Below are 23,274 nucleotides of genomic sequence, written 5' to 3'. Positions count from 1 at the left end.
CAATTCATCGTGCAGATATAAAAAGTCATGATGAATTAAATATCGAAGCAGTTTATGCGTATTTCGAAACTTTTTTACCAAAATTAAATAGTATTTTTGCACTAAAATCACAAGCATGCAAATCACAGATTCTGATATAAACCTAAGAGTTGACGAGTGGTTAACTCCGGTTTTTGATACCACTACTCAAAAAGAAATTAAAAATTTACAGGATACTAATTCAGAAGAATTAAAAGAGAGCTTTTATAAAGATCTCGAATTTGGTACCGGAGGTATGCGTGGTATCATGGGTGTGGGAACCAATCGAATCAATAAATACACCTTGGGAAAAAGTACACAAGGGTTAAGTAATTATATGATCAAGCAATTTCCGGGAGAACAACCCAAAGCAGTAATTGCATATGATTGTAGACATAATAGTGATACGCTTGCGCAAGTAGTTGCAGATGTATTTTCTGCTAATGGTATTAAAGTCTATTTATTCTCCAGCCTTCGTCCTACTCCAGAATTGTCTTTTGCCGTGCGAGAATTAGGCTGTCATTGTGGTATTGTACTCACCGCGAGTCATAATCCACCAGAATATAATGGATATAAAGTATATTGGCAGGATGGTGGACAATTGGTTCCGCCGCAAGATGGTGAGATTATTGCAGAAATAAATGCATTAAAATATTCAGATATTCAATTTGATACGAATCCTAGTCTTATTCAAAAAATAGATCAGGAAATTGATACTGTTTTTATTGAACAGAGTGTGAAAAACGGAAGTTTCGCAGCTACCCAGGAAGCAAAAGATAATACGACAATTGTTTTTACTTCTTTACACGGTACTTCTATTACCGCCGTGCCTGAGACTCTTGAAAAAGCAGGATACAAAAATGTACATATTGTAAAAGAACAAGCAGAACCCGATGGTAATTTTCCTACCGTAAAATCTCCTAATCCAGAAGAACCAGAAGCCTTAGCTATGGCAATGGAACTCGCTACCAAAGTTGATGCAGATATTGTAATTGGTACTGATCCTGATTGTGATCGATTAGGAATAGCTATACGTAATAATCAAGGGGAATTACAATTACTTAACGGAAACCAAACTATGATTGTAATGACCTGGTTTTTGTTAGAAAATTATAAAAAACAAGGGTTTACAGGCAATGAATTTATTGCATCTACCATTGTATCTACTCCTATGATGCAAAGCCTGGCCCAGGCTTACGGTGTAGAATACAAAGAAGTACTAACCGGTTTTAAATGGATTGCCAAATTAATCAAAGATTTCCCTGATCAACACTTTATTGGTGGTGGTGAAGAAAGTTTTGGATTTATGGTAGGTGATTTTGTTAGAGATAAAGATGCAGTAACGGCTACCCTACTCGCTTGTGAGATTGTTGCTTTTGCTAAAGCAAATGGTAGTTCTTTTTATAGCACTTTATTAGATTTATATACAAAACATGGTTTTTACAAGGAACATTTGGTTTCATTGGTGAAAAAAGGAATCGATGGTGCTGCAGAGATTAAGCAAACTATGGTGGATTTAAGAAATAATCCTCCAAAATCTCTAAATGAAGAAAAAGTAGTACTGATCGAGGATTATCAAACCGGTATTGCCAAAAACGTTCAGGATCATACAGAGCATAGTATCGATATCCCAAAATCAAATGTTTTGATATTTTATACCGAAGCGGGAAGTAAAATTGCTGCCAGACCAAGCGGAACAGAACCAAAAATAAAATTTTATATCAGTGTACAGGAATCACTTCATACAAGTGCCGACTTTACTGCTGTGCAACAACAATTAGATGGTAGAATTGAAGCCATCAAAAAAGATTTACAATTAACTTAAATAACAGTGATAGCTGTTCAGTATATTTTTAATGAATTATTTTAAACAAATCCTTCGCTTTGCGAAACCCTATAAAGTATATGCTATATTAAATATAATTTCTAATATTTTTTATGCCCTTTTCGGAACACTATCTATGGTATCTTTATTTCCCATGCTAAAGGTTCTTTTTGACAAAACTGAAAAAATTAGGGTTAAACCAAAATGGGAAGGCATATTAAAAGCTAAAGAATATGGTGAAGATTATCTTAATTTTTTTGTAACACAAAAAGCCGATCAAGGTAGTGAGGATGTCCTGATTTTTATGGTGGTTCTTGTAATAAGTATGTTCTTTCTTAAGAATATTTTTAATTACCTGGCAATGTACTTTATTACATTTCTAAGAAATGGTGTTTTAAAGGATGTACGTAATGAATTATACAAAAAGACAGTAGAATTACCACTGTCATATTTTTCAGAAAAAAGAAAAGGAGATACTATGGCTAGAATATCTACAGATGTTCTAGAAATACAACATTCCTTTTTATCTATATTAGAACTTATCGTAAGAGAGCCTTTGATGATTCTATTTACGATATTGACCATGTTATTGATAAGTTTAAAATTAACAATATTTGTCTTTATTTTTATTCCGATATCAGGGTTTTTGATTTCTTTAATTGGAAAGAAGTTAAAAAAACACTCTGATAAAGTACAACAAGAACAAGGGTTCTTTCTTTCTATTGTCGAAGAAACTCTTGGTGGATTAAAAGTAATCAAAGGATTTAATGCTGAAAAAATATTTGGTAAAAAGTTCCAGGAATCTACTTCTCGTTTCTATAATTTTTCGAATACGCTACTTAACAGACAAAATCTTGCATCCCCAACAAGTGAGTTTTTGGGTATAACTGTTATCTCTATTTTATTATGGTATGGAGGGCAAATGGTACTAGTAGAAAAATCTTTAGATCCAGGGCTTTTTATTGTGTATATGGGTCTTGCCTATAATATTCTTACGCCAGCAAAAGCCATTTCTAAAGCAAGTTATGGAGTAAAAAGAGGTAATGCAGCGGCAGAGCGTGTACTAGAAATATTAAATACGACCTCTCCTCTACAAGATCACCCAGATGCAAAAGAGAAAAAAGAGTTTACCACCAATATTACTCTAGAGAATATATCTTTTAAATATGAAGATGAGTATGTTTTAAATGACTTTTCTTTAACAGTACCTAAAGGTAGTTCTGTTGCACTAGTTGGTCAGTCTGGTAGTGGTAAATCCACTATCGCCAATTTGGTTACTCGTTTTTATGATGTAAACAAAGGAAACATTAAAATAGATGGTGTAGATATTAAAGATCTAACCAAACACTCCTTAAGAGATCTCATGGGATTGGTTACCCAGGATTCTATTTTATTTAATGACTCTATAAAAAATAATTTGTTGGTTGGAGATCCATCTGCATCTGACGAAGAAATTATAAAAGCTTTAAAAATTGCCAATGCCTGGGAATTTGTAAAAGATTTACCAGCTGGGATCGAAACAAATATTGGAGATAGCGGTAATAAAATTAGTGGCGGACAAAAGCAGCGTTTATCTATAGCTCGTGCTGTATTAAAAAATCCTCCGATCATGATTTTGGATGAAGCTACTTCTGCCCTAGATACCGAAAGTGAACGATTGGTGCAATCTGCATTAGAGAATATGATGAAAAACAGAACAAGCATTGTGATCGCTCATAGATTATCTACAATACAAAATTCTGATCTAATCGTTGTAATGCAAAAAGGGAAAATTGTTGAACAAGGTACACATGATGAGCTTATTTCTAAAGACGGTATTTATCAAAAATTGGTGAATATGCAATCATTAGATCAATAAAGAGTTTATAGTAAACAATAAAACGACAAAAACCCCTGTAACTATTAAGTACAGGGGTTTGAATTTTCTAAGAACTATTTCTGGTTAAAGTTTACTCAATAAAAACAACTCGGATTGATATCTCCCCCCTCTGCTTGTTCCAATATTAATACCAATTTAACTTTGAAATGGTATAAGTTGTAATTACCACCATTTCTTCATCCGCAGTATTTCAAATATCCATTGATTATCTCATCGGTTATGTTTTCTGTATTCCTAACTACAATCTCTAATTTATCTAAAAAATGATGAGAGTTTAAAGTATCTAATCGTATTTTTTTGATAAAGATTACTTGACTAGATGGTCAAAAAGGTATAAAACAAAGGTTAGCACATATTAACAATATGGCCTTACCATTAAATAAAAAAAAGGTGTATTGAAATTAAAATTCCCGATGTTATTTATCTAACTTTAAGTCAGTTAAATCTCTTAAAACAAACTCAATGAAACTAAAAAATTTATTATTATTACCGCTATTGTTCGCCGTTTCTTTTATGACTCGCGCACAAGAAAATGACACTAAAGCTTTCTATCATGGAAAGATATCTTCTGTAGAGTATGTATCATCTCTAGAATCAAGACCCAATGATCTTACCCCCCCAGACAATTCGGTTAGGGAAGCAAAAGATAAAAAATCATTAGGAAATCAAATTGTATCTGGCAAAGACCCTCAAACGAAAAATGATTACTTCGTAAGAAATAAACATGAAAAGGAACAAAGCATGAAAAGAGCTCCTGCCAGCCTTGTTTTTGACACCTATTCATCAAATTCTCAACCGACAGATCCCTCTATGGCCATAGGCCCTAATCATGTGATGGTGGTTTATAATACTGGGTTTATGATTTATGATAAATCTGGTAATCAATTGTTAGGTCAAACCGCTCCTAATCCTGCTATTTTCCCTTCGGGTGGCTGTTGTGACCTTACGGCATCCTATGATAATGCAGCAGATAGATGGGTACTTTCGTTTCTGGGATCCGGAGCTCAGGTGGCGGTTTCAGATGGCCCTAACCCATTAACAGCAGGGTGGTATATATACAATATCCCAGGTATAAAGGATTATCAAAAATTATCTGTCTGGAGTGATGGATACTATATTACCGAAAATACGGGAGGTACTAATAAACTCTGGGTATTAGAAAGGACTGCTATGTTGGCGGGAAATTCTGCAGCTCAAATTATTGGTTTTAAACTTCCGGGGATTGTTACCAGTGGTTTTCATAGTCCACAAGCTTTAAATGTTACTAATGGCAATTTACCTGCTCCTGGAGGTGCTACCATAGTCTATTTACAGGACAATGCTTGGAGCGGAGTATCTGTGGATCATATTAAAGTTTGGACTGCTAATATAAATTGGACTACGCCAGGAAGCTCGACAGTTTCAAATCCTCAGGAAATCAATACAACACCTTTTATTAGTGTTTTTGATGGTGGAAGTTTTTCTAATTTAAGCCAACCCGGAGGAGGCTCTACTATTGATGCATTACAAGCAACAATTATGAATCAAGCTCAATTTAGAAAATTTGCAACTCATAATTCGGCGCTTTTTAATTTTGTAGTCGATACAGATGCTGGCTCAGGTAAACTGGCAGGAGTACGTTGGTACGAATTTCGACAGAGTGGGGATAATCAGCCTTGGTCTTTATATCAAGAAGGCACGTATACCGCACCAGATGGAAGACATGCCTGGAACGCAAGTCTTGCAATGGATGGAAACGGCAATATAGGAATGGGGTATACATCTATGTCAGGACCTACAACATCAACAACAGTTAGGGTAAGTTCTTATTTTACAGGTAGATTGAGTGCTGACCCATTAGGAACAATGACAAGTACAGAAGGACTCATCGCAAATGGAACTGGAAATATTAGTGGTACCCGATATGGGGATTATAGTAAGATTGATGTAGATCCATCTGATGATTCTTCTTTTTGGTTTATTACCGAGTATATGAAGGGTGGTAGAAAAGGTGTCGTTGGAAAATTTCAAATTGAAGCGGGTACTCCTGATACTGAAGCACCGACGAACCCTACTAATTTGACTGCTAGTAACATCACATCTAGTGGATCAGTACTTAATTGGACCGCATCTACAGATAATGTGGGTGTAGCTCGCTATAATATCTCTATAGGTGGTACTGTTGTTGGTACTTCTACAACTGCTACTTTTAACGTTACTGGGCTTTCCCCCTCAACCACGTATGCTGCTTCTGTAACTGCTGAAGATGCTGCTGGGAATGTTTCAGGAAATGCTACTACTTCGTTCACTACGACTGGAACCACTGTTACTTATTGTAGCTCTGCGAGTACAAATGTAAACGATGAGTTTATTAGCAATGTTCAGTTAAATACAATCAACAAGAGTTCTGGCGCACAATTTTATTCAGATTTCACTTCAATTTCTACAGATTTAAACGAAGGTCAAACATATACTGTTACGGTTGTTCCTACCTGGACAGGAACCACATACTCTGAAGCATATGCAGTTTGGATTGATTACAATAATAATGGGGATTTTAATGATTCGGGAGAATTAGTTTGGTCTAAAGCCGCTTCTACTAATACTTCTAATAGCGGATCTTTTACAGTTCCTAGCGGAACTTCTAAAACTTCGGTTAGAATGAGAGTTTCAATGAAGTATAATGGAATTCCAACCTCTTGTGAAACTTTCACATATGGTGAAGTGGAAGACTACACAATTAATCTTGGAACTGGAGTCACTGCTACTAATAATGTAGAAACATTGAGATCATTCACTCAAAACTCAAAAAGAAATATTAAAATACATCCTAATCCAGCAAAATCAAAGTTAACTATTGACATTTTGGGAGGTGATTATGATGAGATCATAATATTTGCATCCACAGGAGCAATCATTAAAAAGATAAACCCAAGTGTGGGTTCTCATGATATTGATGTCTCACAATTTACTACAGGTATGTATTTTGTAAGATTTGTTTCTAAAAGGTTGGCTGTTACCAAAAGATTTATAAAACAATAATAGTCTAATTAATAGTTATAAAAGGCTATCTCTAGGGATGGCCTTTTTTTTTGTGGTTATTGTTGAATTCATGTATTTCATAAAAATACAAACTCAAAACAAGCTTAACTATAGCTCTTTTGGAAAAAAGAACGATATCTAATCAAAGATGTTAGAACTGGAAGAATTTTACATTTCTGACTGACAAGGCATTTTCACAAATCAAAAATTGATTTTAACCCCATAAAACTATACTTTATCTATAAAAAATTGTATTTAAATTAAAACTATCGAAAAGATAAAACATAAAAAAGAGTGCTTTCGCACTCTTTTTCTTCACACAAATCATCTTAATTTAGGGGCTTATTCTAAAATTAAAACTCACTCTTATTAACATCTTCCATCTTGGGGGGAATGGAAGGACTAACTCTCTTTAATTATGATGTAAATATAATACAAAAATCCGGTACGTCCAAATAAAAATTGAACTTTATCTATAAATAGTACTTTTTAACAGTATTTTTTCAAAAATAACTATTATTGTGTAGTATAATTCTTACAAATATGAGATTTTATTTAAAGAATAAGTTTTCTTTAAATAAAAGTTATCGAATATATTAAGCATAAAAAAGAGTGCTTTCGCACTCTTTCTCTTCACACAAATCATCTTAATTTAGGGGCTTATTCTAAAATTAAAACTCACTTTTATAAAAAACTTTCATCTTGGGGGAAATGAAAGAACTCAATCATTATTACACTGTAAAGATAGTAATTATTTTCGATCTACCAAACAAAAAATGTATTTTATCTAACAATTACGTGTTTTAACTTTATAAAATTAAATAAATATTACAATTTGTAGTCTTTAACTTACAAATGTTAATATTCAAGAACAGCACCTAACAAAAGTATTAAGCATAAAAAAGAGTGCTTTCGCACTCTTTCTCTTCACACAAATCATCTTAATTTAGGGGCTTACTCTAAAATTAAAACTCACTTTTATAAAAACTTTCATCTTGGGGGGAATGAAAGAACTCAATCATTATTACACTGTAAAGATAGCATTTATTTTTAATCCACCAAATAAAAAATGTACTTTATCTAATAATTGTGTGTTTTAGCTTCTAAAAAATAAATAAATATTATAACATGTAGTCTTTTACTTACAAATATGGATATTTCAAAATAATGCCTAACAAAAAGTATTAAACATAAAAAAGAGTGCTTTCGCACTCTTTCTCTTCACACAAATCATCTTAATTTAGGGGCTTACTCTAAAATTAAAACTCACTTTTATAAAAAACTTTCATCTTGGGGGAAATGAAAGAACTCAATCATTATTACACTGTAAAGATAGTATTTATTTTCAATTAACCAAACAAAAAGTGCATTTTGTCTATAAAAAAAGTAAATAATCATTAGATTTAACATTTAATCCTACAAAATTCCTACAAAATATTATTTGAAACATGATTAAACCTTTTTTATGTACATTAGTCATATAGTAGTACCAAGATCAAATAATTGATCATTTCGATAAAACTAATTTTACCTTTGAACACTCAGGAAGAACAAGACCTACTTATTGCCTTACAATCAGACGAGGATATAAATACCGCTTTTGGTAAGCTTGTTGCTATATATCAACAGCGCCTTTATTGGCATATCAGAAATATGGTAAAAAATCATTACGATACAGATGATATACTACAAAATGTGTTTATTAAAGTGTATAAGAATATAAAAAAGTTTAAAGGAGATAGTAAATTATACTCTTGGTTATATCGTATAGCCACAAATGAGTCTATTACTTTTCTAAATCAAAAAGCAAAAAAATATAATATTAGTAATGAAGAGTTAAGTTTACAATTAATTCAGAACCTCGAAGCTGATGTTTATTATGAAGGAGATCAGATACAACTAATGTTGCAAAAGGCTATAGCTACTTTGCCACAAAAACAACAACAGGTCTTTAATATGAAATATTTTCAGGAACTAAAATATCGTGAGATGTCAGAAATTCTGGAGACCAGTGAAGGAGCATTAAAAGCTTCGTATCATTTAGCTTCAAAAAAAATTGAAGAATTTTTAAAAAAAGATTAAACCATTTTAAAATAAAAAAGTCATACTACCAGTGAAAAAAGATAAATCACATAAAAACAATGACGGTTTTAAAGTACCAGAAGGTTATTTTGAAAGTTTCGAAAGTAAACTTTTTGAAAAAATAGCTTCTGATAAAGATAACCAACTGAGTTCCAAAATGGATTCGGGTTTTAAAATCCCCGAAGACTATTTTACTACTTTAGAAGGTAATATATTGCAAAAAATTGATGATGATAAACCCAAAGGGAAACTTATCTCATTACGAACCAGGAAAAATATTTTATATCTCTCTGGTATTGCAGCAATGATTGCTATTATTATATCTATATCCATACCTAAAGAATCAGAATTAAATTTTAACTCTATCGAAGTTGCCGATATACATGCTTATTTTACCGAAGAAGATATTGAACTTAGTACTACAGAAATAGCAGCTCTATTAGATGATGATATTACATATTCGGAAACATTCGAAAAAGAATTAATCGATGATGAAACTTTATTAGAATATTTATCTGAAGAGGACTTAGATGATGAAATTATATTTACAGAATAAAACATACACATGAAACCGACTCGATTAAAATAATTATTAAAACATCAATCTATAATTCTTTTAATCGTCAAAGATTACATGTGACCTCTAAAACAATAAAACATACACATGAAAAAGATAGTTTTACTTATTTGCTTTGCCTGTTTTTATATAGGTGCTTTTGCTCAACACGGGTCAAGAGAAAAAATAAAGGCATTTAAAATTGCATATATTACTGAAAAATTAGATTTAACCAGTAAAGAAGCACAGCAATTCTGGCCTGTTTATAATGCACATGAAGAGACCGTTGGAAAACTTAGACGTCAAGAACGTAAATTAATTAAAAGTATAAAAGAAGCCAACGATAACCCTACTGGTTTAAGTGATAAGCAAGCTGAAGATGCTATAAACAGCTTTCTAGAGATTGAAGAACAGAAATCACAGTCCCGAAAAAAATTAATCGTCGATTTAAAGAAGGCCATACCAAATAAGAAGATTCTAAAACTCATAAAAGCAGAAGCCGATTTTCATAAACGTATGCTGGCAAGAATTAAAGAACGAAGAAAAAGGCATTAATGCCGTTGTAATAAAAACAGAAAAAGAGGTTATAATAAGCCTCTTTTTTTTATTTAAAAACCAGTTTAGCAATTCTTCCTTTACCTGCTGCTATTGCAGTACTATCATTTATAAATCTTACTGTATAAAAACCTTCTTTACTTAGCTCTTTCCAACTTCTTCCAAGATCATTAGAAATTGATATTCCCGTAAATCCAACAGCTACCATTTCTTTACCACCACCATTAGGTATATATCGTATACAGCTCTTATACCCTGCTCCACTTCCATCTGACACCAAATTCCAGGTTTTTCCTCCGTCTTTTGTAATCGCTTTATTTGCCTCGTTACTTTTTGGAGCTGTATAATCTCCTCCAAAAATGATTCCATTATTCTCGTCATAAAAATCAACAGAATACGCTCCTGTGGTTTCTTTTCCTTGAATGATCGGAGTATCAAAAACCTCCCATGTTTTTCCTTTATCAGGAGAGTAAAACACCCTGGACTTCATCCCTCCTGTCGCTATCCACGTCTTATCGCCTACAATTGCAATGTTTCCATTACTAGCAGCAAATGCTGCTTCTCCAACAAAAGTCTCAGGTAGATCATTACAAGAAACTTTTTTCCAGGTTTCTCCACCATCTCTTGTAATAATTATCGACAAACAAGTATCCGTAGGATCTCCCATGGCAATTCCTTCTTTAGCATTCCAAAACGCAATTGCATCATAAAATACCTTTTTATGCATTTCGGTATATACTATTTTTTCTTCTTTACTCTCTCTATCTATTTTTCTTAATCTTGCAGGAGAACTCACCCCCAGACTAAAGAACGAATTATCGTTAAAACTAACAGCGCGTTGTTCTGCAATCCAGTTTTCCTTTTTTTCTATAGTATCACTCTCCAAAAACTCGATAATAGTCTTCTTTTTTGTTGTAAGGTTCATAAACCCGTACCCTTTATTAAATCCAAAACCAATCAAAGTATCATTGTATATATCTAAAGCTCGTATACTTATAGAATCTTTTAAAATAACTTCTATTTCAACTTTAGAAAAATTATGAGTAACTACTTTCTCTTCTGTAGTACAAAAAACAAAAGTCAAAACAAATAATAAGGTGCAGATTAATTTCATAGGTTCTGATATCAATAATTATAGCCAAATATAATAGTATTTCATCACAAAGGTCTACCTTTGCACACCTTAAAAAATAATACAATGCGTTTACATAGAAATCTTGTCTTTGCTGTTATAGATGGATTACATGAAATATTTAATGAAGGAAGCTATGCAGATAAAGTGGTTCAGAAATTACTGAAACGAGATAAAAGATGGGGATCACGTGATCGTAGTTTTGTTGCAGAGACCGTATACGAAATCGTAAGATGGAAACGCTTATATACCGAAATAGCCGAAGTAAAAGAACCTTTCTCCAGAGATAACTTATGGAGAGTTTTCGCTGTTTGGGCTACTCTAAGAGGGATTTCTTTGCCCGATTGGAAACAAATTGGCCCTACGCCTACCCGTCGTATCAAAGGACGTTTTGATGAATTAAGCAAAATAAGAAAATTTAAAGAGTCTATCCCCGATTGGATGGATCAATTGGGAGAACAAGAACTAGGTAAGCTGTGGGATAAAGAAATTACTGCACTTAATGAGCAGGCTCCTGTAATTCTTCGTGCAAATACCTTAAAAACATCAAGAGAAAAACTTAGAAGTCTACTGGAAGACGAAAACATCGATACCGAATTTATTAAAGGATATCCAGATGCGCTTAAGCTTGTCGAAAGAACCAATGTGTTTACCACAGAAGCATTCAAAAACGGATTATTTGAAGTACAAGATGCTTCTTCTCAATTGGTAGCTGATTTTCTAGAAGTACAACCTGGGCAACGTGTTGTAGATACTTGTGCAGGTGCAGGCGGTAAAAGCCTTCATTTGGCTGCCTTGATGCAAAATAAAGGACAGGTTATCGCTATGGATATTTATGGTAATAAACTAAAAGAGCTTAAAAGAAGAGCTCGTAGAGATGGTGCCCATAATATCGAAACCCGAGTCATAGAAAGCACAAAAGACATCAAAAAATTATATGGCAAAGCAGATCGTGTTCTTATCGATGCCCCATGTAGTGGTTTGGGTGTTTTACGACGAAACCCAGATGCCAAATGGAAATTACAACCAGAATTTTTAGATAAAATCAAGCATACACAAGCCGAAATACTTGAGAATTATTCTAAAATGGTAAAATCTGGAGGAAAATTAGTATATGCTACCTGCTCTATTTTACCATCAGAAAATCAAGATCAGGTAAAAAGTTTCCTTTCTAAAGAAATCGGAAATGATTTCACCTTGATCAAAGACAAGAAAGTACTTTCACATAAATCAGGATATGATGGGTTTTATATGGCCCTACTAGAAAGAAAATAAAAAGTATCTGTATACAATAATATGTATACACTTATATAAAAATTTCACTCTTGCAAAGATGTAAAGCCTTCTAAAAACTATAGAAACATCAATACTGTAGTATTACGAAATTCGGTTATTACATTTTATCTCTTTTCTATTGTTCAAAATTCAGTGAATAACTCTGGGATTCTATCTTAGTTTTATACCAAATTTTAGTAAGAAAGTAGTAAATTTGCAGCTTAATAAAAATCAACACAAATAATCGAAGTATGATCCATTTCTTCGGAAACCAAAACGAGAAAGTATTTGCAGTTCAAACAAACAATGAAATCTCTCCTTCAACCATCAAAAAATTAACCTGGTTATTTGGCAACCAACCTCAACTATCTGTGGCGTCTATTGACGCTTTTTTTGTTGGTCCTCGTGCCGCAATGATTACTCCATGGAGTACCAATGCCGTAGAGATCACTCAGAATATGGGTATAGAAGGAATTATTAGAATAGAAGAATTTCAGGCCGTTACAAAAGATTACATTGATTTTGACCCTATGCTTTCTCAAAAGTATGATCTATTAAATCAGGATATCTATACTATTGATATAAAGCCAGAATCGATCATAGAAATTGATGATATTGCTGCTTATAATATCGCCGAAGGTTTAGCTCTTAATAACGAAGAGATTGAATACCTCGAAGGAGTTAGCAAAAAAATAGGACGGCAACTTACGGACTCAGAAGTTTTTGGATTTTCGCAAGTAAATTCTGAGCATTGTCGTCATAAAATATTTAATGGGACCTTTGTGATTGATGGAGAAGAACAACCTACATCGCTTTTTAAGTTAATTAAAAAGACATCAAAGATAAATCCAAACGATATTGTTTCTGCTTATAAAGATAATGTAGCTTTTATAAAAGGACCAAGAGTTACTCAGTTTGCTCCAAAAACTGCCGATAAGCCTGATTTTTATCAGGAAACCGAATTTAACAGTGTGATTTCGCTTAAAGCGGAAACACATAATTTTCCGACCACAGTAGAACCATTTAATGGAGCTGCTACAGGATCTGGAGGAGAAATCAGAGATCGCCTTGCCGGCGGAAAAGGCTCCTTGCCTCTTGCCGGGACAGCAGTATATATGACCTCATATTCACGATTAGAAAATAACCGTCCATGGGAGAAAGCTATGACAGAAAGAGATTGGCTATACCAAACTCCAATGGATATTCTGATAAAAGCTTCTAACGGAGCTTCTGATTTTGGGAATAAATTTGGCCAGCCTCTAATCACAGGATCTGTGCTCACTTTTGAGCACGAAGAAAATGCCCGTAAACTTGGTTTCGACAAAGTAATTATGCAGGCAGGTGGGATTGGATATGGTAAAGCCGAACAAGCTATCAAAGCTACTCCAGAAAAAGGAGATAAAATTGTAATCCTGGGAGGAGAAAATTATCGAATTGGTATGGGAGGTGCTGCTGTATCTTCTGCAGATACAGGAGAATTTAGCAGCGGTATCGAATTAAATGCGATACAACGCTCTAATCCAGAAATGCAAAAACGTGCCTCTAATGCAATTAGAGGTATGGTAGAAAATGAAGAAAATACAATTGTATCCATACACGATCATGGTGCAGGAGGCCATCTTAACTGTCTTTCTGAGCTAGTAGAAGAAACCGGAGGAAAAATTGATCTGGATAAACTACCTGTAGGAGACCCAACTTTATCGGCAAAAGAAATTATCGGTAACGAATCCCAGGAACGTATGGGATTAGTTATCGGGCAAAAAAATATAGATACACTGCAACGTATTGCAGAGCGCGAACGCTCACCCATGTATGAAGTAGGAGATGTTACCGGAGATCACCGTTTTACCTTTCAATCCAAGACCAAAGGAGACACACCAATGGATCTGGCATTAGAAGATATGTTTGGCAGTTCTCCTAAGACTATAATGAATGATAAAACCATTGAGCGTAATTATGAAAACATTTCATATAACAAAGAAAATTTTCAAAACTATCTCGAACAGGTACTACAACTAGAAGCTGTTGCCTGTAAAGATTGGTTAACCAATAAAGTAGATCGATGCGTAGGAGGAAAAGTTGCTAAACAACAATGTGTTGGACCATTACAATTACCTCTAAATAATTGTGGAGTAATGGCTCTTGATTATAATGGTAAAGAAGGTATTGCAACTAGTATTGGGCATTCTCCTATCTCAGGCTTGATTAACCCAGAAGCGGGCAGTAAAAATTCGATTGCCGAAGCATTGACTAATATGATATGGGCACCGCTAAATGAGGGATTACACTCCGTTTCATTATCCGCAAACTGGATGTGGCCTTGTAAAAATGAAGGAGAAGATGCCAGGTTATATAGAGCTGTAAAAGCAATTTCAGATTTTGCTATTGATTTAGGAATCAATGTACCTACGGGTAAAGATTCACTATCTATGAAGCAAAAATACCCAAATGAAGAAGTTATTGCTCCCGGAACCGTAGTGATATCTGCAGCTGCACATTGTAATGATATCACCAAAATTGTTGAACCCGTTTTACAAAAAAATGGTGGTGATATCTATTATATTAATCTTTCTAATGATAAACATCAGCTTGGAGGTTCTTCTTTTGCACAAATGTTAAATAAAATTGGTTCTGAAGCACCAAATATTAAGGACGCTGCTGATTTTAAGAACACCTTTAACGTGATTCAAGATTTAATTAGAGAAGATAAAATTGTAGCAGGTCATGATATAGCTTCAGGAGGTTTGATCACTACATTATTAGAGTTGTGTTTTGCAGACCTTAATCTTGGAGCAGAGCTTGATCTTACCAAAATTGGAGAATCTGACTCAATTAAGTTATTGTTTGCAGAAAACTCAGGGATTGTTTTTCAGAGTGCTTCAAACTCAGATATCGAGTCTATTCTTTCTAAAAACAACATTGAGTTTTTCAATATCGGTACCATAAAAGAAGAAGCTTCTTTATCAATTAAAAATCAAAATGACTCCTTTGATCTTCCTATAGAAGAATTAAGAAATACATGGTATAAAACTTCTTTCTTATTAGATCAGAAACAAACCGCAAATGATTTAGCAAAAGATCGATTTAAAAATTATACAGATCAACCATTACATTATTCTTTTCCAAAACACTTTGATGGTAAACGACCAGTCATTTCTGATAAGCTTAAAAGACCAAAAGCAGCTATCATACGTGAAAAAGGAAGTAATTCTGAACGAGAAATGGCCAATGCCATGTATCTGGCAGGTTTTGATGTAAAAGATGTACATATGACCGATTTGATATCTGGTCGAGAAACATTAGAAGATATTCAGTTTATTGGAGCCGTAGGAGGTTTCTCTAATAGTGACGTTTTAGGATCTGCAAAAGGATGGGCAGGTGCCTTTTTGTATAACGAAAAAGCAAATACAGCTTTAAAAAAATTCTTTAAAAGAGGAGACACTCTATCTGTAGGTATCTGTAACGGTTGCCAGTTGTTTATGGAGCTAGAAGTTATTAATCCAGAACATGAAAAACACGGTAAACTAACCTACAATGATTCTCATAAGCATGAGAGTGGTTTCACTTCTGTAAAAGTACAGGATAACAATTCTGTAATGCTATCTACTTTGGCAGGAAGTACACTGGGAGTATGGATTTCTCATGGTGAAGGAAAGTTTGACCTACCGTTACCAGAAGATCAATATAACATTGTAGCAAAATATGGATACGAAGGATACCCTTCTAACCCTAATGGATCAAATTACAACACAGCTATGATGACAGATAAAACTGGTCGCCATTTGGTAATGATGCCTCATATTGAGCGTTCAATTTTTCAATGGAACTGGGCCAACTATCCGCAAGATAGACATGATGAAGTATCCCCATGGATCGAAGCCTTTGTAAACGCCAGAAAATGGTTAGAGAAAAACGCTTCTGAATGAAAAACAGAAAAGCACTCTTAATAATTGACATGCAAAAGGGTTCTTTTACTCCAAAAACTCCACGCTTTGATGCAAAAGGAGTTGTAAATAGAATCAATACGCTTGCACAACTATTTAGAGCTTCTGATTTTTCAGTATTTTTTATTCAACATGATGGTACAAAAACAAATGAATTTGTACCAAATACAACAGAATGGGAGTTACTAGATGACTTAAAGATAAAATCAACAGACGTTTTTATAGATAAGTACGCAAATGATATATTTTATAAATCAAAGTTACAATCAAAGCTAAACGATTTAAATATTGATGAGTTATTTATTACAGGTTGTGCAACTGATTTTTGTGTAGAATCAACTGTCCAGTCAGCTTTAACAAAGGACTATAACATGACTGTAGTAGAAGATGGTCATACCACAGGAGACAGGCCACACTTAAAAGCTGAAAAAGTAATTGAGCATTACAATTGGGTGTGGCAAAATATGATTCCTACCAAAGGAAAAATAGATGTAAAAAACTTTGAGCAGATAAAAAACAATCTAACAAGTCATTAATAGGTATAGAATACATCCCTCAATTTGTTAAGAGATTATCCTATTTATATGTTATAAAGCTATTTTTGAATCTATAAATGGCAGATATTTTATTAAAAACGATAAAATATTAAAGAGTTAACAATTTACAGCACCTTTTTTTTATATCTTAGAGTTGTGTATTATAAGATTTTTTATAATTTGCAAAACTATGCGCGCATAGTAGTTCTTTTAAGTTCTTAAATAGTGGTGTAATCTAATTTGTTTATACGTAAATTAATCACCCAATTATTTTTAAAAATAACCATCTGAAAGGAGCTTTAGAATGCTACAAAAATTATTTTAAAACAACTTATGACGAAAATTACGAGATTATTTGATTTCCCACATTATCAATTAAAAAACTTTAATTTAGACAAGGCTTTAATAACTAAATATAATGGTGAATGGATTGCAACTTCTACTAAAGAATATGTAGAGAAAGCAAATCAAATTAGCCGTGGTTTATTACGGTTAGGAGTAAAACCTAATGACAAAATAGCAATTATATCTTCTAATAACAGAACAGAATGGAATATAACCGACATTGGTGTTCTTCAAATTGGTGCACAAGATGTTCCCATTTACCCAACAATTTCTCAAGAAGATTACGAATATGTTTTAAATCATTCTGAAGCAGCATATTGTTTTGTTTCAGACGAAGAAGTATTTCAAAAAGTTAAAAACATTAAGGCAAATGTACCTTCATTAAAAGAAGTATATTCTTATAATGATATTTCAGGTTGTAAAAATTGGGATGAAGTTCTTGAATTAGGTAAAGACGATAGCAATCAATCAGAAGTAGAGGAAATCATGGCTTCTGTAAAAGAAGATGATCTTGCAACTTTAATATATACTTCAGGAACAACAGGAAGGCCTAAAGGTGTGATGTTAAGTCATAAAAATGTAGTAAGCAATTCGATAAATAGTTCTTCCAGATTCCCTATTGTAGATGGAGAAACAAAAGCCTTAAGTTTTCTTCCCGTATGCCACATTTATGAAAGAATGTTAATGTATTTATATCAATACCGTGGTGTGAGCATATATTTTGCAGAATCTTTAGAAACTATTAGTGATAACCTAAAGGAAATTAGACCCGAGGTTATGACTGCAGTACCAAGGTTACTAGAAAAAGTATATGACAAAATTATTGCCAAAGGAGCTGATCTTACAGGGATTAAAAAGAAATTATTCTTTTGGGCAGTAGATCTGGGATTAAAATACGAACCTTATGGAGCAAATGGCTGGTGGTATGAGAAAAAATTAGGTCTCGCCCGAAAACTTATTTTCAGTAAATGGCAGGAAGCTCTGGGAGGTAATTTAAAATTAATTGCTTCTGGTAGTGCTGCACTACAGCCAAGACTTGCACGAATATTTAATGCGGCAGGGATGGGAGTTATGGAAGGATATGGTCTTACAGAAACGTCTCCTGTAATCTCTGTAAATGAAACAGGAAACAGAGGAATGAAAATAGGCTCTGTAGGAAGAATGATCCCTGAAACTGAAGTGAAAATAGCAGAAGATGGTGAAATTTTGGTAAAAGGTCCTCAAGTAATGTTAGGCTATTATAAAGATGAAGAAAAAACTAAAGAGGTATTAAAAGACGGGTATTTCCATACCGGAGATATTGGTGAAATCGATAATGATGGGTTTTTGCGTATTACCGATCGTAAAAAAGAAATGTTTAAAACTTCTGGTGGTAAATATGTCGCTCCGCAATTAATAGAAAATGCCATGAAACAATCCCGTTTTATTGAGCAAATAATGGTAATCGGAGAAGGAGAAAAAATGCCGGCAGCATTTATACAACCCAATTTCGAGTTTCTAAAAGAATGGGCAGAGCGTAAAGGCATACAAATGGGTGACTCTATGCAAGAAGCTCTTAAAAATCAATCAATTATTGATCGTTACCAGGAAGAAGTCGACGAGCATAATAAAAAGTTCGGAAAATGGGAACGTGTGAAACGATTCGAACTTACATCAGATGAATGGAGTATTGATGCGGGTCACCTCACTCCTACTATGAAATTAAAAAGGAAAATAATAAAAGAAAAATACAAAGATCTTTATTCTAAAATTTATGGCTAATTCAATTAACTGATTGCAACGCAAAATGCATGTAAGCTTTAACTGTTAATCAGTAAACTCCTCATTTTATGGGGAGTTTTTTTATTAATTCAGCAAAAAAGTGTACATTACATCAACTTTTCTCAATTTTTTACTTTATTTATTATGCACGCATAATAAATTTCCTTACCTTTACATTCATAACAATTTTTTTGAATGAGAGAAAAGACAATCGATTATGCACTTAGAGCCACCTGGATGGCGGTTGCTAAGATGTATAATGAAGAAGCCAGCAAAAAAGGAAGTACGATGGCTACTGGATTTGCATTACTAAGCATAGACCCAGAAAGCGGTACACCTTCTACTTCACTAGGTCCCAAAATGGGAATGGAAGCTACAAGTTTATCACGCACTTTGAAAACCATGGAAGAAAAAGGATTGATTTTCAGAAAGAAAAATCCTCAGGATGGACGTGGTGTATTGATCTACCTTACTCCATTTGGCGTAGAAATGAGAAATTTCTCGAAAGAAGTCGTTTTTACTTTTGATACCATGGTAAGAAAACATGTCCCACAAGAAAAGTTAGACATTTTCTTAGAGGTGTTTCAAACCATAAATGATCTGATATCATCTAAAAAAATTTACTCAAAACAAGAATCTGTAAAACCTTAACAACTCGAAGTTAAAAAATGAAAAGAATCATTAAAAAAGTTGCAGTTATCGGCTCAGGAATCATGGGATCCGGTATTGCATGTCATTTCGCTAATATTGGTGTCGAAGTACTATTATTAGATATAGTCCCTCGAGAACTTAACGATAAAGAAAAAGCGAAAGGCCTTACTCTTGAAAACAAAGTGGTCCGTAATCGATTAGTAAATGATTCACTTACCGCTGCTCTTAAATCTAAACCTTCTCCTATATACCATCAAAAATTTGCAAATCGTATCACTACAGGAAACCTGGAAGATGATATCGCAAAAGTTGCAGATGTAGATTGGATTATAGAAGTTGTTGTAGAAAGATTAGATATTAAAAAAATAGTTTTTGAAAATCTTGAAAAACACAGAACACCAGGTACATTAATTACTTCTAATACTTCTGGTATTCCTATTCATTTTATGAATGAAGGAAGAAGTGAAGATTTTCAGAAGCATTTCTGTGGAACACATTTCTTTAACCCTGCCCGTTATCTTAAATTATTCGAAATTATTCCTGGCCCAAATACATCTCAGGAAGTTTTGGATTTCCTTAACGGATATGGAGAACAATATTTAGGAAAAACTTCTGTAATAGCAAAAGACACCCCCGCATTTATTGGTAATAGAATCGGGATCTTTAGTATCATGAGTTTATTCCACATGGTAAAAGAAATGGGATTAACCATAGAAGAAGTAGATAAACTTACTGGTCCTGTAATTGGCCGTCCAAAATCTGCAACTTTTCGTACAGTCGATGTCGTTGGTTTAGATACTTTGGTTCATGTAGCTAATGGTATTGCCGACAATTGTCAGGATGACGAACGTCACGAATTATTTAAACTTCCGGATTTCATCGGTACTATGATGGATAACAAATGGTTGGGAAGTAAAACCGGACAAGGATTCTATAAAAAGAATGTTGGTGCAGATGGAAAAAGAGAAATCCTGTCTTTAGATTTAGAAACTTTAGAATACAGAGCTAAGAAAAGAGCCTCTTTTGCCACTCTTGAAATGACAAAAACTATAGATAAAGTAGTTGATCGTTTTAAAGTATTAGTATCTGGAAAAGATAAAGCAGGAGAATTTTATCGTAAAAATTTATCCGCGTTATTCGCATATGTTTCCAATCGTATTCCTGAAATTACAGACGATTTATATAAAATCGATGATGCAATGAAAGCCGGTTTTGGATGGGAACATGGTCCTTTTCAGATCTGGGATGCTATTGGAGTAGAAAAAGGAATCGAAATGATGCGTGCAGAAGGGTATGAACCTGCTGATTGGATAAATGATATGATCGCCTCAGGAAGTACTTCTTTTTATACTGTAAATAACGGAGCTACATTTTTTTACGATATTCCTAAAAAAGAACAAGTAAAAGTACCAGGACAAGATGCATTTATCATTCTGGATAATATCCGTAAATCTTCAGAAGTATTTAAAAATAGCGGAGTCGTAGTAGAAGATCTTGGTGATGGAATTCTAAATGTAGAGTTCCAGAGTAAGATGAACACCATTGGTGGTGATGTTCTAGCCGGATTAAACAAAGCTATCGATATTGCTGAAAAAGATTTTCAGGGATTGGTTGTTGGTAATCAAGCAGCAAACTTCTCTGTAGGTGCAAATATCGGAATGATATTTATGATGGCTGTTGAGCAAGAATATGACGAGCTTAATATGGCAATTAAATATTTCCAGGATTCTATGATGCGTATGCGTTATTCTGCAATCCCAACAATTGCTGCTCCTCATGGTATGGCACTTGGTGGTGGATGTGAACTTTCTATGCATGCCGATAAAGTAATTGCTGCTGCAGAAACATATATAGGACTTGTAGAATTTGGTGTTGGTGTTATCCCCGGTGGTGGTGGATCCAAAGAAATGGCACTAAGAGCTTCTGATACTTTTAAGAAAAATGATGTAGAACTTAATGTGCTACAAGAACATTTCCTAACTATAGGTATGGCCAAAGTATCAACTTCTGCTTATGAAGCGTATGATACTAATATACTTCAAAAAGGAAAAGATATCGTTGTTGTAAATAAAGATCGCCAAATCGCTACAGCAAAAGCACATGCTAAATTGATGGCAGAACAAGGATACACACAACCACCTCTTCGAAAAGATATTAAGGTACTAGGTAAACAAGCATTAGGTATGTTCTTGGTTGGAACCGACTCTATGGAAGCTAGTAAATATATTTCTGAGCATGATCATAAAATAGCTAATAAGCTAGGATATGTAATGGCTGGTGGAGATTTATCTGAACCAACATTGGTTACAGAACAATACTTATTGGATCTGGAACGTGAAGCTTTCTTGTCACTTTGTACAGAACGTAAAACTCTTGAACGTATCGAGCATATGCTTAAGAAAGGAAAACCTCTAAGAAACTAGAAAAAGAAAATAATGAAAACAGCATATATAGTAAAAGCATATAGAACAGCCGTAGGAAAAGCTCCTCGCGGGGTGTTCAGGTTTAAAAGAACAGATGAATTGGCAGCCGAAACCATAGCACATATGATGAAAGAGCTTCCTAACCTTGACAAAGCACGTATCGACGACGTAATTGTTGGTAATGCCATGCCCGAAGGGTCTCAAGGATTAAATATGGCACGTTTAATCTCATTAATGGGGTTAAATTCTGTTGATGTTCCCGGAGTAACAGTAAATAGATTTTGTTCATCAGGAATAGAAACCATTGGTATTGCAACAGCCAAAATACAATCTGGAATGGCAGATTGTATTATTGCCGGTGGAGCAGAAAGCATGAGTTCAGTTCCCATGACAGGTTATAAAACAGAACTTAATTATGATTTAGCCAAATCAGGGCATGAAGATTATTATTGGGGAATGGGAAATACTGCAGAGGCAGTTGCTCACCAATTCAAAGTATCTCGAGAAGATCAAGATGAATTTGCCTACAACTCTCATGTGAAAGCCTTAAAAGCGCAAGCAGAAAAGCGTTTTCAGGATCAAATTGTTCCTATTAATGTCGAACAAATTTATGTTGATGAAAATGGAAAAAAGGCCACAAAATCATATACTGTATCTAAGGATGAAGGGCCTCGTGCCGGAACCAGTAAAGAAGTACTAGGTAAACTTAGACCGGTATTCGAAGCTGGAGGAAGTGTAACTGCTGGTAATTCTTCGCAAATGAGTGATGGCGCCGCTTTTGTGATGGTAATGAGCGAAGAGATGGTTAAAGAACTAAATCTTGAGCCTATTGCAAGACTTGTTAATTATGCTGCTGCAGGTGTAGAACCAAGAATCATGGGTATTGGCCCAGTAAAAGCTATTCCAAAAGCTTTAAAACAAGCGGGATTAAAACAAGACGATATAGAACTTATAGAACTTAATGAAGCTTTTGCTTCTCAATCTCTTGCAGTAATGAGAGAATTAGGTCTCAATCAGGATATCGTAAATGTTAATGGAGGAGCAATTGCATTAGGACATCCACTAGGATGTACAGGAGCAAAACTTTCGGTTCAATTATTCGACGAAATGCGTAAACGTGATATGAAAGGTAAATACGGAATGGTAACTATGTGTGTAGGTACAGGACAAGGTGCTGCTGGTATTTATGAATTTTTAAACTAAAATTAGAATTGAGATCTAAGTGTTAAAAATTACATTTTAATCAGCCTCAATACTAACGACTAAAACCT

General features: G+C 34.0%; 14 protein-coding genes. 13 read left to right on the top strand and 1 reads right to left on the bottom strand.

Annotation, left to right across the window (positions count from 1 at the left end; all coding sequences use genetic code 11):
- Positions 1-115: 115 nt before the first annotated feature.
- The 6 genes from AAFU52_RS17680 (at position 116) to AAFU52_RS17655 (ending at position 9,936) form a co-directional block, all read left to right on the top strand.
- Entirely contained in the window at positions 116-1,843 is a 1,728-nt protein-coding gene (locus AAFU52_RS17680) for a phospho-sugar mutase (protein WP_438422887.1), read from the top strand.
- Positions 1,844-1,874: 31 nt separating this feature from the next.
- The gene (locus tag AAFU52_RS17675) at positions 1,875-3,701 is read left to right on the top strand and encodes an ABC transporter ATP-binding protein (RefSeq protein ID WP_438422886.1); all 1,827 of its coding nucleotides are present in this window, start codon (positions 1,875-1,877) and stop codon (positions 3,699-3,701) included.
- 483 nt (positions 3,702-4,184) lie between these two features.
- Positions 4,185-6,743, top strand: a complete 2,559-nt coding sequence (locus tag AAFU52_RS17670) for a GEVED domain-containing protein (RefSeq protein WP_438422885.1) — start codon at positions 4,185-4,187, stop codon at positions 6,741-6,743.
- Between the two features lie 1,533 nt (positions 6,744-8,276).
- A complete protein-coding gene (locus AAFU52_RS17665; protein ID WP_438422884.1) occupies positions 8,277-8,825 on the top strand; it encodes an RNA polymerase sigma factor in 549 nt (182 codons plus the stop codon).
- 31 nt (positions 8,826-8,856) lie between these two features.
- Positions 8,857-9,381, top strand: a complete 525-nt coding sequence (locus tag AAFU52_RS17660; RefSeq protein WP_024771032.1) for a hypothetical protein — start codon at positions 8,857-8,859, stop codon at positions 9,379-9,381.
- Between the two features lie 108 nt (positions 9,382-9,489).
- Positions 9,490-9,936 (top strand): sensor of ECF-type sigma factor, encoded by a 447-nt coding sequence (locus tag AAFU52_RS17655; RefSeq protein ID WP_438422883.1) that lies wholly within the window; start codon positions 9,490-9,492, stop codon positions 9,934-9,936.
- 49 nt (positions 9,937-9,985) lie between these two features.
- On the opposite strand, the gene AAFU52_RS17650 is transcribed toward AAFU52_RS17655, so the two are convergent.
- Positions 9,986-11,050 (bottom strand): WD40/YVTN/BNR-like repeat-containing protein, encoded by a 1,065-nt coding sequence (locus AAFU52_RS17650; protein ID WP_438422882.1) that lies wholly within the window; start codon positions 11,048-11,050, stop codon positions 9,986-9,988.
- Between the two features lie 84 nt (positions 11,051-11,134).
- Here AAFU52_RS17650 and AAFU52_RS17645 point away from each other — a divergent pair, with 84 nt between their 5' ends.
- From AAFU52_RS17645 to AAFU52_RS17615, 7 genes are all read left to right on the top strand, one after another.
- Positions 11,135-12,343 (top strand): RsmB/NOP family class I SAM-dependent RNA methyltransferase, encoded by a 1,209-nt coding sequence (locus AAFU52_RS17645; RefSeq protein ID WP_024771029.1) that lies wholly within the window; start codon positions 11,135-11,137, stop codon positions 12,341-12,343.
- 251 nt (positions 12,344-12,594) lie between these two features.
- Positions 12,595-16,269: a phosphoribosylformylglycinamidine synthase gene (gene purL / locus AAFU52_RS17640; RefSeq protein WP_438422881.1), complete on the top strand. Its 3,675-nt coding sequence runs from the start codon at positions 12,595-12,597 to the stop codon at positions 16,267-16,269.
- The gene (locus AAFU52_RS17635; RefSeq protein ID WP_438422880.1) at positions 16,266-16,823 is read left to right on the top strand and encodes an isochorismatase family protein; all 558 of its coding nucleotides are present in this window, start codon (positions 16,266-16,268) and stop codon (positions 16,821-16,823) included. The genes purL and AAFU52_RS17635 overlap by 4 nt, the downstream gene beginning before the upstream one ends.
- Positions 16,824-17,156: 333 nt before the next feature.
- Positions 17,157-18,929: an AMP-dependent synthetase/ligase gene (locus AAFU52_RS17630; RefSeq protein ID WP_024771026.1), complete on the top strand. Its 1,773-nt coding sequence runs from the start codon at positions 17,157-17,159 to the stop codon at positions 18,927-18,929.
- 195 nt (positions 18,930-19,124) lie between these two features.
- The gene (locus tag AAFU52_RS17625) at positions 19,125-19,580 is read left to right on the top strand and encodes a MarR family winged helix-turn-helix transcriptional regulator (protein WP_024771025.1); all 456 of its coding nucleotides are present in this window, start codon (positions 19,125-19,127) and stop codon (positions 19,578-19,580) included.
- 17 nt (positions 19,581-19,597) lie between these two features.
- Complete coding sequence (locus AAFU52_RS17620; protein ID WP_024771024.1) at positions 19,598-22,003, top strand: 3-hydroxyacyl-CoA dehydrogenase/enoyl-CoA hydratase family protein; 2,406 nt, start codon at positions 19,598-19,600, stop codon at positions 22,001-22,003.
- A 12-nt stretch (positions 22,004-22,015) separates the two neighbouring features.
- Positions 22,016-23,206 carry an acetyl-CoA C-acyltransferase gene (locus AAFU52_RS17615; RefSeq protein ID WP_024771023.1) on the top strand — a complete coding sequence of 397 codons (1,191 nt, stop codon included), beginning with the start codon at positions 22,016-22,018 and terminating at the stop codon, positions 23,204-23,206.
- Positions 23,207-23,274: the final 68 nt, after the last annotated feature.

The sequence above is a fragment of the Aquimarina macrocephali genome, from assembly GCF_051627225.1.
Taxonomy (GTDB): domain Bacteria; phylum Bacteroidota; class Bacteroidia; order Flavobacteriales; family Flavobacteriaceae; genus Aquimarina; species Aquimarina macrocephali.
This window is presented reverse-complemented; position numbering and strand designations above follow the sequence as displayed.

Excerpts from the sequence above, each read along its gene's own strand:
- AAFU52_RS17680 (WP_438422887.1), top strand. The coding sequence starts at position 116 with ATGCAAATCACAGATTCTGATATAAACCTAAGAGTTGACGAGTGGTTA.
- AAFU52_RS17675 (WP_438422886.1), top strand. The coding sequence starts at position 1,875 with ATGAATTATTTTAAACAAATCCTTCGCTTTGCGAAACCCTATAAAGTA.
- AAFU52_RS17670 (WP_438422885.1), top strand. The coding sequence starts at position 4,185 with ATGAAACTAAAAAATTTATTATTATTACCGCTATTGTTCGCCGTTTCT.
- AAFU52_RS17655 (WP_438422883.1), top strand. The coding sequence starts at position 9,490 with ATGAAAAAGATAGTTTTACTTATTTGCTTTGCCTGTTTTTATATAGGT.
- AAFU52_RS17650 (WP_438422882.1), bottom strand. The coding sequence starts at position 11,050 with ATGAAATTAATCTGCACCTTATTATTTGTTTTGACTTTTGTTTTTTGT.
- AAFU52_RS17645 (WP_024771029.1), top strand. The coding sequence starts at position 11,135 with ATGCGTTTACATAGAAATCTTGTCTTTGCTGTTATAGATGGATTACAT.
- purL (WP_438422881.1), top strand. The coding sequence starts at position 12,595 with ATGATCCATTTCTTCGGAAACCAAAACGAGAAAGTATTTGCAGTTCAA.
- AAFU52_RS17635 (WP_438422880.1), top strand. The coding sequence starts at position 16,266 with ATGAAAAACAGAAAAGCACTCTTAATAATTGACATGCAAAAGGGTTCT.
- AAFU52_RS17630 (WP_024771026.1), top strand. The coding sequence starts at position 17,157 with ATGACGAAAATTACGAGATTATTTGATTTCCCACATTATCAATTAAAA.
- AAFU52_RS17625 (WP_024771025.1), top strand. The coding sequence starts at position 19,125 with ATGAGAGAAAAGACAATCGATTATGCACTTAGAGCCACCTGGATGGCG.
- AAFU52_RS17620 (WP_024771024.1), top strand. The coding sequence starts at position 19,598 with ATGAAAAGAATCATTAAAAAAGTTGCAGTTATCGGCTCAGGAATCATG.
- AAFU52_RS17615 (WP_024771023.1), top strand. The coding sequence starts at position 22,016 with ATGAAAACAGCATATATAGTAAAAGCATATAGAACAGCCGTAGGAAAA.